The 17,268-nt window shown below is 61.3% G+C and carries 9 protein-coding genes; 6 read left to right on the top strand and 3 right to left on the bottom strand.

What is annotated here, in order from left to right:
- Nucleotides 1-69: 69 nt before the first annotated feature.
- From OQ968_RS14785 to OQ968_RS14775, 3 genes are read right to left on the bottom strand one after another with little or no spacing between them, the layout of a single operon-like run.
- Entirely contained in the window at nucleotides 70-1,125 is a 1,056-nt protein-coding gene (locus tag OQ968_RS14785) for a PD-(D/E)XK nuclease family protein (RefSeq protein ID WP_324679040.1), read from the bottom strand.
- Nucleotides 1,118-6,388, bottom strand: coding sequence for a DEAD/DEAH box helicase (locus tag OQ968_RS14780; protein ID WP_324679038.1), 5,271 nt, complete (start codon nucleotides 6,386-6,388; stop codon nucleotides 1,118-1,120). The genes OQ968_RS14785 and OQ968_RS14780 overlap by 8 nt, the downstream gene beginning before the upstream one ends.
- Before the next feature lie 10 nt (nucleotides 6,389-6,398).
- The gene (locus tag OQ968_RS14775; RefSeq protein WP_324679036.1) at nucleotides 6,399-9,449 is read right to left on the bottom strand and encodes a hypothetical protein; all 3,051 of its coding nucleotides are present in this window, start codon (nucleotides 9,447-9,449) and stop codon (nucleotides 6,399-6,401) included.
- A 374-nt stretch (nucleotides 9,450-9,823) separates the two neighbouring features.
- Here OQ968_RS14775 and OQ968_RS14770 point away from each other — a divergent pair, with 374 nt between their 5' ends.
- The 6 genes from OQ968_RS14770 (at nucleotide 9,824) to OQ968_RS14745 (ending at nucleotide 17,226) form a co-directional block, all read left to right on the top strand.
- Complete coding sequence (locus tag OQ968_RS14770) at nucleotides 9,824-10,762, top strand: HNH endonuclease signature motif containing protein (RefSeq protein ID WP_324679034.1); 939 nt, start codon at nucleotides 9,824-9,826, stop codon at nucleotides 10,760-10,762.
- 102 nt (nucleotides 10,763-10,864) lie between these two features.
- Entirely contained in the window at nucleotides 10,865-11,779 is a 915-nt protein-coding gene (locus OQ968_RS14765; RefSeq protein WP_324679032.1) for a GIY-YIG nuclease family protein, read from the top strand.
- A 54-nt stretch (nucleotides 11,780-11,833) separates the two neighbouring features.
- The gene (locus tag OQ968_RS14760) at nucleotides 11,834-13,087 is read left to right on the top strand and encodes a DNA cytosine methyltransferase (RefSeq protein WP_324679030.1); all 1,254 of its coding nucleotides are present in this window, start codon (nucleotides 11,834-11,836) and stop codon (nucleotides 13,085-13,087) included.
- 100 nt (nucleotides 13,088-13,187) lie between these two features.
- Complete coding sequence (locus OQ968_RS14755) at nucleotides 13,188-13,646, top strand: very short patch repair endonuclease (RefSeq protein WP_324679242.1); 459 nt, start codon at nucleotides 13,188-13,190, stop codon at nucleotides 13,644-13,646.
- A gap of 722 nt (nucleotides 13,647-14,368) precedes the next feature.
- Nucleotides 14,369-16,807: an AAA family ATPase gene (locus OQ968_RS14750; RefSeq protein ID WP_324679028.1), complete on the top strand. Its 2,439-nt coding sequence runs from the start codon at nucleotides 14,369-14,371 to the stop codon at nucleotides 16,805-16,807.
- Nucleotides 16,804-17,226 carry a hypothetical protein gene (locus OQ968_RS14745; protein ID WP_324679026.1) on the top strand — a complete coding sequence of 141 codons (423 nt, stop codon included), beginning with the start codon at nucleotides 16,804-16,806 and terminating at the stop codon, nucleotides 17,224-17,226. Before OQ968_RS14750 ends, OQ968_RS14745 begins: the two co-directional genes overlap by 4 nt.
- The last annotated feature ends 42 nt before the right edge of the window (nucleotides 17,227-17,268 follow it).

Genomic DNA, 17,268 nt, shown 5'->3' with positions numbered 1-17,268 from the left:
TGTGCTGACGTCGGATCGCCCCCAGAGGATGATGATATTGCAAACGCAGACTTGGTGATTCGGAACGCGTTAGGACCATTTGAAGGTTGTCGTGTTCCAGGCTGCCACTGCCGAGGAGCCCGATCCGACGTAGTCGGCCGCAGCCCAGGTCTCGCCGGCGGCGGGTAGAGGCTGAAACGGGAACCCCGTTGAAGCGAACTTCTGGCCGGTTCGCCAAAGCGGAAGTTGCACGACACCTTCCACATGCGCACCATGCTCCCGAACATCGGCCGATTCGACCGTGAACAGCACCGCGTGGGAGATCTCCCAGGTCTCGTCATACGCCTGGAAGAACGGCTGGCACGCAATGCGGAATGGACACCAGCCGCAGGCTTCGGTCGATGGTGATGCGAGGCTCTCGTCGAAGCTGTCAGCTGCAGAGTTGAATCGGTCGAGCATGTCGACCGCCCGTTCTACCAGGCGCTTGACTTCGTTCGGATCGACCGCAAAGGGGTACCGCTCACACCGTGACGTCTCGATCGCAGCGACAGCGGGCATCTCACCCAAATTGGCTTGTACTAGCGCACAGTAGATCAACAACTGGTCGCGCTGGTCTGATGACGGATTTGCTTGCGACAGACCAGTTTTCGTGTCGACAACCCAAATCTTCCCATTGACTCGCTCTACCAAATCAGGCTGGCCGGCCAGCGGGAGACTCGGATGATTAAGTTGAATTTCACGCCACGGTAGTGGTGGAAGGAAACCGTCTTTTGCCGCCGCCGTCCGGGCCACAGGCCCAGACTTAGAGCCGAGCCATGCCTTGCGGATGCGGGTCTTAGTTAAGGACCACCCTGGCCAGTTATCCGGTGACGGTGGGGTAGCCGGAGCCCACTCTGCAGCGAGCCTCGCCTGCGCGGTGGCAACTGCGGCATCCCATGTCGCTTCGAATCCCCTGGGGTCCCCGAACTGTCGCTTGACCGAATGAGCCACCGTGCCAAGTGCTCCCGCCGGGCTCCATCGGTCCAACGAGGACATCGCTGGGTCGCGTCTGAACCCCACCCGCCAGAAGCACTTGGTTAGTCCGCTCAGCGCGGTTGGGGTGATGCGGTCGATCAAGCGGGGGTGTGGCCGAGGCGGACTAAGCATTAAGTTGCGCCCAAACCGATAGCGGGTTGGTCCGAAATACACGGATGTCCTGTACATCCACGTGGCGGAAGCGATCCATGGCTTCGTCATACGCTTCTGACTGGTCATCAACAAATAGTGCCGGCTCAAGGCGCCATAAGGGATGGCACAGGACAACGCAGTTGTCGCCGCGCGTGACAATCGGCACCTGATTGATGCTGCCCGCCAAGGCGTCCATGGCTGCTGCGGCGGTCTTGATCCAAGGCTCATCCGCAGGCAACGACCGGCTTAGCGTCAATTGCTTGCCGTTCGCCAACTCCAGCATATCGAGGGCTAGGCGCCAGTCGAGCAATGAGTGCTGACGCGAATTGTAGTACGTGCGAAGGCAATCCGGGCAAGATGTGTCGCACCTCTCCCGGTGATCTGGGTCGTCCCACAGGGTGCGCCGGTCGATCAGGATGCTCTTCAACATCTGTTCGAAAAGGTCGGCCTGCCCCAATTCGGCAGCGTATCCGGCGCCGTTCGCGGCAGAATCGGCGAGGAACACCGCAGCGGCCACCTGGGCCTTGCTGTCGGGTGACTCAGTCCCGAACATGGGAAGACGCAAAGATGTTAAGCCGGAGAGTAATTCGAGCGGATCGAGGTCTAGGTGGACCTGTGCGCCGCAGGAGAGGACCTCAGCGAACGACGTGTAGGCTGCCTTCCCCGACGGTTGGTCGTATAGCGCGACGGCGCCGGTCTTCACGTCGAGGCGACTCGGAGTGATCTGCAGAGCGTCGGTTACTCGAATCTCGCCAACTGTCAGCAGCGGTGACACGTTGGCAAGTCCCGGCTCCCCAACGTATGTTCCGTCGGGTTGTGGAAGCAGTTTGTATCCCCTGGACATGTTGTCGTTGATGGACACCAACCTGCTCTGCTCGTAGAGATCGAGGTCGACGCGATCCAATTTCGCGTGTGAAGTGGGCAAGGCGGGCACCGTCAGCTCCGGGTTGCCGGCACCGCGTAAGACATCCAGTTCCTCATCGAAAGGCCTTGGCTTGTAGTCAGTTCGGAATCCGCGGGGCTCGTAGAGGGTGATCTGCTGCAGTGTGTCGTGGCAGGTACGGCATGTCGTGCTTTGCCCGAGCTCAGTGCGGCCGCATCGTTTGCATCTTCCTACGGGGTGGGGTGCGCCTAGCGGGTCTAGAGCCGCTATCACCTTGCCGTTGGGTCGATATGCGGCGAATCCGGCTACTCGATGGATCAATCCGTCCTTCACCACCTGCGCACCGGGCGCGAACGAGCTGATCGCCATCGACAGCGGCCGGTCGCTTACGACGTTGTTCAGGAAGGCGTTTCGGTTAGAAACCGGCGAATACCACAGGTTTCGGACACGAGTGGGGAATCCAAACATCGGTAATTTACCGTGCGCGGCAAGAGCTTTACTGAGCTCGGTGTCGGCTGATCCGGCTTCGAGTGCGACAATTTCATTGATCTCATCGACCAGTTTGCGCTTCAACCAGGCCCGAATATCGTCGGTTTTCGATTCTTCAAGCGGGGTGTGTGCGACGAGACGGCCGACGATCTGGTCGACTCGCGGCGAGGAGGCCAGCCATGACGCGACCTCGGAGCGATAGGTCGGCCACTCTTCGAGTTGCCCGAATGTGCCATGGCTGCTGTCCGGAGTCCAGTGAGGTCCGGACGCCAACGCCGAGAATGCCTCGTACAAGCACTCGCTTGTGGCAACACGCTTGATGATCCGGGTTCTGGTGAGGTCGAGGAATGGCTGCGGCGGGATGTCGCCGGTAATGCGGTCGGCGCGGTTGTAGTAGTACTCATCGTGGCTACGTTCCCGGCACATGGTGAGTGCGAAGCTCAGCGGTTGGCCGGCACGGCCGGCGCGTCCGACGCGCTGTTGATAGTTGAATCGCTGTGGCGGCATATTGGCCATCATCGTCGAGCGCAGTGAGCCGATGTCGACGCCAACCTCCATCGTCGTCGTCACGGACAGCACGTCAAGTTCGTCGGTGAGGTCGTTTTCGTTTTGTATGAACGCGCCCTTGAACCACCGTTGTCTATCTCGTTGCTCAGAAAGAGGTTTCGTCTGACCGGTCAGCTCCGCGATGGCAAGTCGACGCGGCGCTTGATGCGTCAGCCACGCGTAGTAGTCGATTTCGGATGCCTCAACGATCTTGACCTCTTTCAGTTCGCAGTGGAAACACTGCCGATTCGCGCAGACCCCGAGACTTGGATGCAGGTGCCCGAAATTACAACGGGTACAGCGCCACATCTTTCCCGTGCCACGTTGTAACACAAGGCTGGAATCGATCGAGGTTGTCTTGAGACGCCATCCGGATATTGCGCGGCCGACAGCTGGGTCGGCTACCAGATCGTCCAACTGGCGTTCCAGGGCCGCCTCAGTGAGCCGCAACTTGGTAGCGACGGATTGGAGGTACTTCTTGACCGGTGTTGGGGTTAAAGCTTCGGGATGGACGCCGCCCTTGGTGCTGTTCTCCGTCCGGCCCCACAGCCCTAGAATTCGCAGCACACTGGCCAGGAGCTGGGATTGTTGGGTTTCGTTAAGCGGGCCGACGACGGGTTTCCAGCCATCGACGTCAGCAAAGGCGATACCCACGTTCTCTAAGTCTCGCCGAGCCCGGTCGAAAGTTGTCTCGATAACGGACACCCGGAGAGCTGACCGTAATTTCTCCTGGCCCTGGGTGAGTGGCGACTCATCCCACAGGCCAGGTACGGGCGGCGCGAAGGCGCGATACCACGGTGTCTTTCCCCACAACTGGTCCTCCAGCTGTTGGTTGTACGGATTGGGGCCACCCGGGTTGGTTCCCAGCGACACCAGAATGTCGGTGACCTTGTTACACAGCTCGTTGAACGAAACGCTGGAGCTCTGCCCGAGTTTCTCGATCGCGTCGGCGAGGGCCTGTTCCTCGGAAGGATCTAGTGGGATTCCGGTCTTCTGTTTCATCCGAGCGACCACCGCTGTGCCAAGGCCCCTTTCCTGCGCAGTAGCCGGCGCGTTATTCATGATGGCATCGAGTGCTGCCAGCCCGTCCGGGCCCGCGTTGATCGCCTGACGTACGACCTGCCCAACCAGGCGTCGATGATGGTTAAGCGCAACGCCGGCTGCGGTACGGGCGGCATCGTCGCGGCTGTCGTTGAAGACAATCGTCTTTGCGTCGGCGATCGCCCGCCTTCCCGTTCTCCCGGCCGCCAGCGATCGGATGAGTTGCGACAGGTAAAGCTGTATTGAGGCGGCCGTACCAGCACCGTGTGATCGGATCGGGGAGAAGAGCTCTCCCTCACGGAAGTTGGTGACCCGACGGGAGATAAAGCCGCATGCCGGACACCGGTCCGGCAACGCGGGAATCCGATCTTCTGGCTTCTGGCCCGCAACTTTGAGGCTTACGCCCGTTGCGTTGCCGGGATTGGTGGATGGGTCGGCCGCTCCGATCGCCGGGTCCCACCTCGTGGTGGCGAATGCGAGTTTGAGGCTGCCGTCGTCCTTGGTCCAGTCGCGGGGCAGGTCTTTCGGCACCCCGGGCCGATACCAGAAGAAATCGGTGGCTGGGCGATGGAAGACCAGCTTGCCGCCCTGCTCTTCGGTCACTGGCCCAGGGGATAGGAGTATCTCATCGTAATCACTGTCGGTGGCAACGATGAAACCGCCCAGACTAATGTCACCACACTCATAGCAATACAACAGTTCAAGAACGCGGGAACCGCACGACGCACAGGCGCTAGGCGGGGTGTTGTACAGGCGGCCGATCTTTCGTTCTGGCGACGCTTCTGTCACCCCCGTGCACTCCGGGTTCGAACAGGCCCACAATCCGTGCGGCGTTCGCACGAACAGGTGCCCACGAAAAGAGATTAGCTCGATTGATGCCGAACTTGGATCTGAGTCCGCGAGCTGCTGAAGTAAGTTCGCGACTTCGGCTTGGCCGTCTGTGGAATCGGCAAAGAGCCGATTCGCGATGTCGTCGATAGCGGTGGCGCGCAACCGATGGTCGACGGGATCAATACACGCTGCGGCCAGTCGATGCGAGATTGTCACTGGGTCGTCACCGATCGGTACGGTCTCGGAGCGCAGAGGAATCTGCTGACCGGGTTGAATGGTGAAGGTTTCGGGCGCAACCCCGAAAAACTGCTCAAGATAGCGCCAACTGGCCTCGGATTCATCCAATGACGCCGACGTCGCGATGACCCGCAACTGCGGGCTGTCCGAGGATATCCCAAGCCGGCGGAACAGCGCCCGTAGGATCATCGCGACCTCACTGCCCGATGTGCCGCGATAGATGTGCAACTCATCTATTACCAACGTAAAGACGTGATTTGGGTCGGCCTTAAGCCACTCTGCGGTCTGCTCGAAGATCGTTTGCTCGAAATGCCGCATCATCATGGTGTTGAGCATCGAATAGTTGGTGACCATGATGTCGGGCGCGCGGTCGACCATATCCCAGCGGGTCATCATCTCTCCGGATTTCGGGTCAGGGAACTGACTCAGGTCGATATCGCGTCCCGCGTCACGGGACTTCTGCAACTCGTTGAACTGCCGTTGGTAAGAACGCAATTCAGCTGCGATGTCAGCTGCGGCCGCTTTTGACGGCTTGTTGTTGGAGCCCAAGGTGTTGCCGGTGTACCGACCGAACCAGATCGGGTTGCCGGGCATCAGCCCACGCAACTCGCGGACGGCGCGACGTAATCGGGTCATCTGGTCTTCGACCAGCGCGTTGGTCGGATACAGAATCAGTCCGCGGATCGCCGGCTCTCGGGTTTCTGGGTGGCGCATCGGGACAAAGTGTGGGCTATCTGAATCCCACCACCACTGGGCCTCATGTTGGGTGGGCCAGGTCCATGCCTCGGCAGCTAGGCGCAGCAGCAGCGGCAGCAGGAACGCCTCGGTCTTACCTGAACCGGTGCCGGATGTGACGACTACGTTACGCTCGGGGGAGTCGCCACTTTGGAAGTGATGGGCGATAGCCCGGGCCTGATGTTCGCGAAGCTTCAGGTCATCGGCCGCGATATTGGGAAACACGGCTTTCGCGACATCACGCGCGACGTGCTCCGAAATACCCACGCGGGCGGTAACATCCAACAGTCGTTCGGTACTGGCGTAAGGTATGACCGGCTCGAGCATGATCTGTCCGACCAATGCGCCAGGTTGCTCCAGCAGCGTGCGGCGCTCCCTCATCACCGACTCGTCGTTGAGCCAGAATGCGGTGTCGAAGTACCGGAGGAAGGCGTCACGTAAGCCGGCGGCGAGCGTGGCCGGGGTGATCTGGTGATCCACGATTCATCTCCTAGGTGGTGAATAAGGTGACCAGGAGGTCGGCGGCGTCTTGATCGACATCGGGGTACACTAGACCGGCGCGTCGGATTCCATTGAACGACAGCTGTTTTGGCTTTGAAAGCGCGCCCGACATCGCGGTGATTGCACGCCCGTACAGCCCCGGCAGGTCGGTGCCGAGAGGCACCAGGACAGCGCGCGTGTCGCTTTGGTAGCTCACCAGGGAAGAGCCAATCATGTTAGCGGCCAGGTGTTTAACCAGCGAAGGTGGAGCCAGTGCCGCCGTCGAGCGCTCCACGTCGCTCGCGCTCCGGAAGACGTAGAGCGTCTCGAATCCCCTTCGCAGCCGGTAGGCGCCGGGGGCGTAAGGATCCCCGGTCGGCACCCAACTGCCCGAGGAAACGTCGAACCGTTCGGCCGACTCGAACCCGGGCATGCCCGTACGGGGTAGTGCTGCGGCGACCTCAGACAGCCTCGGCAGAGCCCGTAACATCCGTATACCTGCGTCGTCGACGACGGTCACATCGCTGTCCTCGACGACCAAGTTGGCGGCGTCGTCCTGGCTGACCTCGGTGATGCAGTATTCGGTCGGCGCGTCAGCGCTGGGATGTTGGGTTAACTGGCCGCCGTAGCCGGCCGCCTCCTCGACGATGCTCTCAATGCCGTCCGGCGTCCAGAAGCCGGTGAAACGGTACTCGCCGTCCGCGGTCTCGGCCAGGCACGGCGGGGAGATCTCCCACCGGGTCGGGCGCCAACGTTCGTCGCGTTCGACTGCGATGTGGCCGAGCGTTTCGAGCGTCCGCCGGAAATTTTCGGCGAACAACGCAGTGCCTTCCAGTTGCAGCGCAATCTGATTCAAAGATGCGACAGGGCCGCCGCCCAGGTGTCTGAGGGCGTCCAGGGCCGCGTCCCAGTCAGCTTCGTTTTCGTCAGCCTTTGGTAGATCCCGTACTTCCACGGTGCTGATCGTGGACGAGCGTTGCCCAGCCGAGCGTGAGCCTGAGTTGCTGATCCAACCCGGGGAGCGTTTGACCAAACCGCAATAGCGGCAAGTGCCTTGAATGTATTTGGGTTGCCAACCGCCTAGGAACGGCGGATACACGAGGTAGTGCGCCCCGGTCACTACACAGGAACCAGGGTCGGGCGTGCCGATCTGAATCGGAACCCGCGCCACACTCGGCCGAGGCTCGCCCCAGCTGACCGCCCCAGCGGCATGCACGCTCGGGTCGACCCCCGACTCTTCGCCTGCCGCCACGAGACCGTCGACGACGGAGGCGCAATCCTCGCCGCAATGCTCGGACGCCGAGACTACGCCCATGGCATTGGTCAACGGATACACCAGGCGAGGGGCGTTGTGCCAGAGAACGTCCACATTGCGGCTCGACCGCAACTGAATGGAGGACTGTTGAACGGGATCCTTGCCGGTGCCGACGAACAGCGACAACCGGTAGTCTGCGTCCGTAAGGTTGAGCGCGTCGAGCGGCGCGACAATCGCACCCTCACCACTAACCCATTCGTGGATGACGTCGTCGGAGTCCGTACGGGTAATCGTCACGCGCACATGGGATTCGGTTTGCGCGATGGCTCGGACTTCCGGTGGGGCCAGCGTTGACCATTTCCGGATACGCGACGGGATGCGCAGCCCGCCGGCGATGGTGAGCTGGTTCTGGGCCAGCGGGAGCAGTTCGTTGACATCTGTACTCGGTGTGCTAAACAGCTGCACGTTCTTGAACAGCATCCAGCCGTCGGGGAGACCTTGGAGTGTTTCCACGATTTCGAAGCCGGGGCGTGCAGCCTGCTCCAACGCGCTACGCACTAGCTCCCGAGCGTTGATCTTCGCCTGGTTTTGCGCGTGCGTGCGCACGAGCAATAGCGAGTCGACACCCAGTTGGAGGCGCTCGGTCTCGAGGAAGGCCGACTGTAGCTCGTCATAGGTCAACGGGATAATCTGCTTTGGGAAGTGCTTATACTCCGGCCCAGCTTCGTCATCGGCGCGCCGAATCCGCACCACACCTTCGAGCATGGAAACAGTGTCGATGGCTTCGGTGTACGAGGTCCGCCAAAGGCCTGCCGTTCCCGGAGCGAGGTTGATCCGCAGCCACGACTGGTCGCTGGAAAGAATTTGCATTCTGCCGTCGGTGTCGGCGGGCAGTCGCAATCCGAGCGCGATCTCCAGCGACGATCCGCGGAATCCAGAACGCAGGTTGACCACGAGACTTGCGCGGGCGGTGAGGGCCGCCGCCTGGGCCTGGTCAGTGCTGCCATCGGGAAGCACGCCGTCCCAGTTGCTTAGCTCCACCGCTGCGATCGCGGCGATCCGCTCGTGGCTGGTCGGGCGTTGCCATAATTTGACAAGGTTGCCTGGGGCGCTCGAGCCCGGCTTCAGCCAGTCGTCGAGATAGCGGGTGAGGGCGTCGGGTGCGATCTGCATACCAGGGCTCAGGCCGTACTGCGCGAACATCGCAGGGAACTTGCGGCGGTCGCCCTCGCGGATGAGCGCCTGCGACATCGGTAGCCCGACGTAGCGGTGGGTGAGCGCATATGCGGTGGGCAGCCCGCGGTTCCCGTCCTGGTTGGCGAGCCAGGTGTTCAAGCACTGCCAGAAGAATTCGGCGTGTTTACGGTACTGGGTTTCGACTGATTTGTCGCCCACACGCACCCCGAGCCGACGGGCCAACCGTGGGTAGTAGGCATGCGCGGCCAACTTGTCCCCGGACTTGCCCATGTCCTCGGCGGCCAACGTGCTGACTGCCAGGAACGCCAGGCACGGTGGCGGCAACTCGATATCGTTGCGGCCCTTCCACGCCGATGTGCGGAACTCCAATAGGTGAAGATGCAGCTTGTCGTCGCAGTCAACCACTACCGCGCGCACGGCCTTGGCCAGCGCCTTATCCGGGTCCGGACCGGTGTGCCCGGCCTGGTCGGCGATTGCGGCGAGCTCGTCGGTTTCCAAGTCCATGTAGGCCGGCGCCGCCTCGTGGCCGAACGGGTATATCACGTCGGCGGTAGCGGCGTTCCACTTCAGGTACTCGTCCCATTGGGTGTTGGATGACGTGGGAATCACCCCTAACTCTGTGTCTGCTCTAGCTGCCTAGCAGGGACCCTCGGTCCAAGGTAGTGGTTTCTAGCCAGCTGCTAGGCGTAGTTTGCCGCAGAGGTAAGACATTGATTTCGTTCACCGTGACCACGCGATGGTGAGCGGACTCGCCCGTTGCTAATGGCGATCCTGTTACGACCGACGCCTTGTATCGGTGACCGGTCTGCCTACCGTAGCGCGGGTGCACGGACCGACAACGGGTTTCTGCTGCGCTGGCACAACCGGCACAGCCACAACGCGCCGCATTTCGAACATCCGGTTACAGCGTTCGGATACATCGTCTGTGTTATCAGGTATGAATGTCGTGCCGATGAACGTGGAACATCGAAGGAGCAGTGACGTTGAGCGAAAGAGCGTGGTTGGCGTTGTCTAAGGAAGGAGAGGCATACCGACGTTTGGTCGGAGGCGCAACCTATGACGACGATCCGGCGTCGCATTACAGCTGGGACAGCAGCGTTTCGAATCACGCCACGGTGAGGGCGGGCGACGTCATCGCGTTATGGGACCTCACTTCGTTGCTGGGCGTATCTGTGATTGAGTCCATCGACGTGTCAATCGGAACGAAATCGGCCGGGCGATGCCCAGACTGCAATCGGGCTTCATTCGAGGCCAGGAAGACGCTCGCCCCAAAGTACAGGTGCTACAGCTGCGGTTCACTCTTCGACGACCCCGTGCTCACTCCCGAGAAAGTGACGACGTACCGCAGTAACCACGCAGAGTCTTGGGTGGACTTGGAAGGGGTGCTTGACGCCGCAACCTTGAGGTCGCTTTGCGTGAGTCCGAGGTCACAGAATAGTTTTCGTCCGCTCAAGGTGGAAGCGTTTCGCCAAGCCATTGCGGCGAACGCGCCTAGCGATGTTCTACGCATACTCGACAACGTCGAAGAACAGGTCGCCGGGGGACATACAAAGCGGCTCGTCCGGGTGCGAGTCGGGCAAGCCGCATTCAGGGCAAAGTTGCTCGACCATTACGGGGACGTATGCGCGTTCACAGGCCCAGCGCCGAAGGCCGTCCTAGACGCGTGCCACCTGTACCGGTACGCCGACGTCGGAATCCACAAAGACCAGGGCGGCCTATTGCTGAGGAAGGACCTCCATCGCTTATTCGATCAGGGCCTGATCACAGTCGACTCCGAAGCTGTCCTGCATGTGGCCGAGAATGTACGCGACTACCCTGCTTACGCCGTCCTCCACGGAGCGCGGATGCGCGTCAAGCCAACCGCCAAGCAACGCGCTTGGTTGGAGGACCACTGGAAGCAGTGGCAAGACTCCGACGCATGAGCTAGTGGATGGCAGCGTGGGGTTAAGCGTGCCGACACGACGACGCAGGGACGCGAGTCCGATATACATGGAAATCGGAATACATGCGGCTAGCTTTGGAGCGTGGTTCCCGCTGAAACGTCAGACCCGCGTCCTGATGCCGACTTCAAGTTGTCGATCACTCGCGCGTTGGGTGATCAGCTCCGCTCCGAGTTGGATGCGTTAACGCCTGCTTTGTTGTCTAGCGACCAGCTTCGAAACCTGTGGCCCCGAGGCGGAGTGTACGTCCTCTTCCTCCGCGGAGTACGTATCTACGTTGGTAAGGCCAAAGATTCTCTACCCGACCGATTGACCCAACACATGAGGAAACTGTCTGGGCGAGTCGGGCCGTTCGGTGGAACCGTCACTTTTGTCTGCCTCTACGTTGAAGAAGACCTCGAAGCTTCCGCACCGGAGAAATTGCTGATCAAGCGGTACCAAGGTGAAGGTGGGCTTCCGTGGAACAACAACGGGTTCGGTAACAAAGACCCTGGCAGGAGACGCGACACCACTACGGTTAAGGAAAATCACTTCGACGCCCAATATCCAATCAACCTCGACTTGGCCGTCGCCCCTGGCGCGGCAGTCGCCGGCGACAGCAATATTCTCGTGTTCCTAACAGATCTAAAGAGGAAGCTTCCTTTTCTACTTCGCTTCGGCTCGGAAGGCCACGTAAAAGAACTTCGGGGAGCCGAACTGACGGTCCCTGCTGGCGAGTTGCCGGTGAGGCAGTGGATGAGGCGCGTTGTTGCGGCCCTTCCTACCGGCTGGCTAGCGACAGCGTTACCGGGTTACGTGATCCTGTACAAGGAGGAGGACCCTGATCGTTACGACAGTGCAATCGCGTACTGGCAGAAGGATGCCGACGGCTCGGTGCAGGAGCATCCCGGCCAGCGTCAGCAAGCGCCCCCAGGAGATATTGATGACGATGAGGATGAGTACGAGGAGAGTGACGTTCCCAGTGACCTGGCAACAGACCACCCGCCCGACCACAGCTGAGACACTTCCCTTGCGTTGCGGGTTTCTGTCGTAGCAGAGAGGTAACTTGATGCCGTGACGAACGGACCCGCGAAAACTCAGTCGCACAGTCGAGGAAGACGGCTAGCGGGTACAAGCATCGAACTGTTTACTGGTGGGGGTGGGCTTGCCCTCGCACTCCATGAGGCTGGATTTCAGCACCTTTACGTGAACGAGTTCGAACGTCGCGCCTGCAACACTCTCCGGGCGAACGGAGCTGTTGACGTTGCACCTCCTGGCAGCCGTGACACTGCTCTCCCCGTGGTTGCAGCGGCGCTCGGAGGCGCAAAATGGCCACTTCTGGAGTCGGATGTCCGCGAGCTGACATTCACCCAATGTGCCGCCAAGGTCGACGTGCTAGCGGGTGGTGTCCCGTGCCAGCCGTTTTCGCTCGGCGGAATGCACAGGGGCCACCGCGATGAGCGCAATCTTTGGCCAGAGTTCGAGCGAGTAGTTAGAGAGACACGCCCACGGGTTTTCCTTGGGGAGAACGTCAAGGGGCTAACTCGACCCTCCTTCGCGCCGTACTGGCATTACATACTCAGATCGCTTCGTGCGCCTTTTGAGTCACGTCGCGATGGTGAAAGCTGGGAGGACCACGACCGGCGCTTAGTGAAGATATTGCGAATGGACGGTGACCCCACTGAGCGGTATGACGTTGAGCCGTATCTGGTTAACGCAGCCGATTACGGCGTGCCGCAGATACGTTGGCGCGTATTCGTTGTAGGCATTCGACGTGACCAGGCTCTCGAATGGGAGTTCCCGCAAAAGACGCACAGCCGGTATGGATTGCATCATGCGCAGAAGGTCGGGATTTACTGGCGTGAGCATTCCCTCAAGGTGGACTCGTCACAGGCTATACCGTGCGGTGACAAGGAAGACGACCGGCAGCGGTGGCTGACGCTTCGCGACGCCATCGGGGATCTGCCAGAGCCGGTGGAGGGCTTGGAGACACAAGGATGGCTGCATCACAAGGGGCATCCAGGCGCTCGCATCTACGTGGGCCACACACCGAATGACTTAGACCGTCCGGCCAAGACGGTTAAAGCTGGAGTCCATGGCGTGCCAGGAGGCGAGAGCGTCTTGAGAAAGGACGATGGCGGCGTTCGTTACCTGACGGTGCGTGAAACAGCGAGGATCATGACGTTTCCCGACACATGGCAACTCCACGGCCCGAGAAGCGAACAAATGCGCCAACTGGGCAATGCGGTGCCCGTGCGGTTGGGCCGAATCGTCGCCGATTCCATTGCCCAGGCACTTGAAAATAGCGCGGAGCCACGCTCCGCATGACACCAGATGTCTAGGGCAGCTGCCTCTGATCATGTCGTACATTCACGAACCGGAAGTAAGTTCTGTCATCTTCGATCGGCACTAGGCTGAGGGTGTGCCGATGGAATCGTGGGCGTCGTCACCAGCCGTCCGTAACGTCATGCGTTCGAACCGGGGTCGCGACACCCGCCCTGAGATGGCGCTACGGCGTGCCCTGCACGCCGCCGGCCTGCGCTACCGGCTGAATGCAAGACCGATTCCCGACTCGCGAATGACGGTCGACGTGGTGTTCCCCCGTGCCCGCGTCGCCGTAGAGGTGCGCGGCTGCTTTTGGCACGCCTGCCCGAAGCATTACCGCCCGTCCCGGCGCAATGCGGACTTTTGGTCGGCGAAAATTGCCGGCAATGTCGCACGCGACGACGCCAAGAGGATTGCGCTCAGCGCCGCAGGCTGGACCCTCGTCGTTGTTTGGGAACACGACGAAGTCCCTGAGGCAGTTGAACGAGTGAAGGCGGCGATCGCCGACTCTGGACGTCTCAAAAGTACTGAACTGCAGTCGACACGTCTGGTCACTCACTGAAGCAATCCAGACAGCGGGTGGACATGAACAAATCATCGGCCAGCGCCCCTGACTTATCCCGTGCGTTGATCGGTGTCAAGGAGTCAGGAAATTGATCCCAGTTATTGAGACAGACCGAATTGACGTCCAATGAAATTGTGTAGCGTCTTTAGCAGCATTGCGCCCGCCTTGTATCTTCAGCGATCGATCAAAGAACTTCCGAGTCTCGCTGAGTTGGCGCCGGAGCTAGGTCTGACTCTGCACCCTTGGCGGCCGCCGACGAGCGCGATCCCTCTCATTGGCCTTCGAGTTGTGACTGTGGCGGCACTCGGCACAACGGCACCCGCTGTCATAGGCGACTTCTGTTCCGTGCTTCCCTAGTATCCGCCCTTCGGCGCGGACGCGGGCAAGGTAGGCGCGGCGTGAAGCGGCGTTCGCCATGCGACATCGGTCGCAACGACAACCCAGATTGTGGTATCCGTTCATCGTCCCGTGGCGGGGATCGTCGTCTGCCAGCAACACATCCGGATGGTAGGTCACCGTCGGGCTCGGCGATGTGGGAGTCTCGGCACCTGAATGTCGTCAGGCACATAGGTGAGCAATCAAGACCCTTGTTCGCGCCGCACAGTGCAAAAACTAACTTTCCGCAGGGATTGGCACCAAGTTCTTACCTTCGGGGTTAAAGAAATTCCTGTGGGACGTCGCCCGGAGCTCTTACCCTCTTCCCCGGAGGAGGAGACGTCATGGGGAACGACACCCTGAAGAACTACGTGCTGGCGCTCGCCGACGCCGACGAATCGCTGAGTGAGTCGGCACGGCTTGCGGTGCTGGCCGCGCTCGAGGATCCCGAAGTGCTCTCCGAAGCGCTCGGAGGTGCCGCGTCCACGCGCGTCGCCGATTCGCTCACCTCGGCCGACGAGGTCCCGGAGGAATCGGTTGGGGCGTATCTCGAATCGATCGCCGTATCCGGCTTCCGGGGTATAGGTCCGAAGGTTACGGTGCCGCTTCAGCCGGGACCGGGGTTGACGGTGATCGCCGGGCGTAACGGGTCCGGCAAGTCCACCCTGGCCGAAGCTCTAGAAGTGGCCCTCACCGGCGTCAACTCCCGATGGAAAGACAAGCCCATCGTGTGGTCGCAGACCTGGCGGAACCTCCATGCCGGCGAACCGGCGGAAATCCGGATAGGCCTCGCGGAAGAAGGCGCGGGCAGAACGATCATCGGGGTGGACTGGCCGGCGGGTGCTGAAGTACGGGTCGACGAGATGCAGTCCTGGGTGCAGCGGAAAGGTCAGAAGCGCGAGCCTGTTCACGTATTGGGGTGGGACGAGGCGCTGACGATGTACCGCCCTCTGCTCAGCTACGACGAGCTCAGCGGCATCCTCGAAGGCAAACCCAGCGAGTTCTATGACCAGCTCTACCGGCTGCTCGGCCTTGAACAACTCTCGGACGCCATCAACGTGCTGGACGCGGAGGTCAAAAGGCTCCGGCAACCCGGGGCCGACCTCAAGAAGGCGGCGGACGCGCTGAAGCCGGCGCTGGCCGCCCACGAAGATTCACGCGCCGCGGTCGCACTGGCTCAAGTCAAGAAGAACAAGCCCGACCTGGCCGCGGTGCGCCCCTTGATTACCGGAGGCCGGGCCGATGTCCCCACGGCGTGGGAACAAGCACGCCAGCTGATTGTGCCGAGTGGCGAGGAAGTCGACTCGAAATGTACGGCCTTACGATCAGCGGCGCAGGCCGAGCGGCGGGAAGCACAGCGTGTCGATGCGTTAGCGGCCGACCGCGCCCAATTGTTGGAGTCCGGCCTGGAGTTTCATGACCAGCACGGCGATCAGCGTTGCCCGGTCTGCGGTCAGGGCACCTTGGACCAAGATTGGGCGCTCGCGGCGCGTGCGGCCCTCGAGCGCGATCAGAGCGCCCTGCGCGACCTCACCGCGGCCCGCGCGGAGGTCCAGCAGGCTCGGTCGGCGGTGGTCACGATGCTTCGCTCGGTTGCTCGTGCGCCCCTGGCGGATGACGATCTGAGCACCTTGGTTGCGGCCCACGCTGCCTACGACCTCTTCGCCGAACTTCCGATGGGCGATGATCTTGCACTCGCCGATCACGTCGATACGACGCTGCCGGCGCTCCGAGCCGCATACGCGGAACTGATACAGGAAGCGTCGGATCTGGTGCAGGCACGAGAGGACGCGTGGAGTCCCGTGGCATCGGAGTTGGCGGCATGGCTGCATATGGCCGAAGCCGCCGCCGCGGTGTCCGACCAGCTTGCCGTCGCGAGTGAGGCGTTGAAGTGGCTGCAGACCAACGCCGGTCGGCTACGCAACGAACGGATCGCGCCGCTGGCCGAGAAGTCACGTGAGATCTGGGCGGCGCTGCGTCAGGCGAGCAACGTCGACCTGGGTGGGATCCGGCTGGAAGGACAGAAGACCAGCCGGCGGGTAGTGCTGCAGGCCGCCGTCGACGGATCGGAAACTGAGGCCTTCGGTGTGATGAGCCAGGGCGAGTTACAGGCACTGGCCCTTGCGATTTTCATCCCACGCGCGACGTCGCCGGAGAGCCCGTTCCGGTTCCTGGTGTTCGATGACCCGATCCAGGCGATGGATCCATCGAAGATTGACGGGTTCCTGGAGATCCTGACAGCGCTGGCCAAAGATCGGCAGGTGATTGTGTTCACCCACGACAACAGGTTGCCGGCAGCAATCCGCGGCTCTCGCGCGCCGGCACGGATCGTCGAGATGACACGCGCGTTGAACTCGGCGATCAGCATCGTGGAGTCGACGCGACCTTCTACGCGGTTGCTTGACGACGCATTTGCGATCGCGGCTGACGACGCGGTTCCCGAGGACATCAAGCGATCCGCAATCCCGGCATTGTGCCGCGAGGCTTTGGAGGCCACCGCGTGGGACGTTTACTCGTCGAAGGCGCTCGCGGACGGACAATCTCGCGAAGAAATCGAAAGGGCTTGGGAAGACGCTTCGAAAACGACCAAACGACTGGCGCTGGCACTGGCGGGTAGCGCCGACGACGATCTGGCGGTAGACAAGTGGAAGGCGGGCGGCTCGGCCCGCCGGGACACCCTGGTAGTGGTGAACAAGGGTGTCCATCAAGGAGTCTCGGACTATAAGGGCGCCGTAAACGATGCGCGTCTGGCGGTGGGCGACCTCATCAGAGGCGCTGCATGATTGGACGTGCCGCGCTGCTCGACTATGCCGATGACGTGCTCGATGGAACCATCACCCTTGGATCTCGCGCGGCACGGACGGCGGCGCTGTTGGCGCGCCTCGCTCTTGAGGACTGGCTGAACGAGGAGAGTGCATCGTGGTCGTCAGCCAGCGAGAAGTCACCGACGGTGAATTCGAAACTTGTTGTGCTGGGTAGGAACAGGGGAGCAGAGGTAGGGGAGCGGGTCAGGCGAGTGTGGCATTCGCTGAGCCGCGCAGTCCATCACCACGCCTATGAGTTGCAGCCATCGCCGGCGGAGGTGCGCCATCTGGCGGGGCAGGTGCGCACGTTCTGCAATATCAGTCCAGGTCGGTCACCAGCCAACACCACCGACGCTAAGGAGATCGAACATCAACGCGGAAAGCAAGAACCGGACTGACTGAGCCATAGTCGCGAATGCCGGCGTTCTTGTCGGTGCCTA

The organism is Mycobacterium sp. 663a-19 (genome assembly GCF_035616495.1).
Classification (GTDB): domain Bacteria; phylum Actinomycetota; class Actinomycetes; order Mycobacteriales; family Mycobacteriaceae; genus Mycobacterium.
This window is presented reverse-complemented; position numbering and strand designations above follow the sequence as displayed.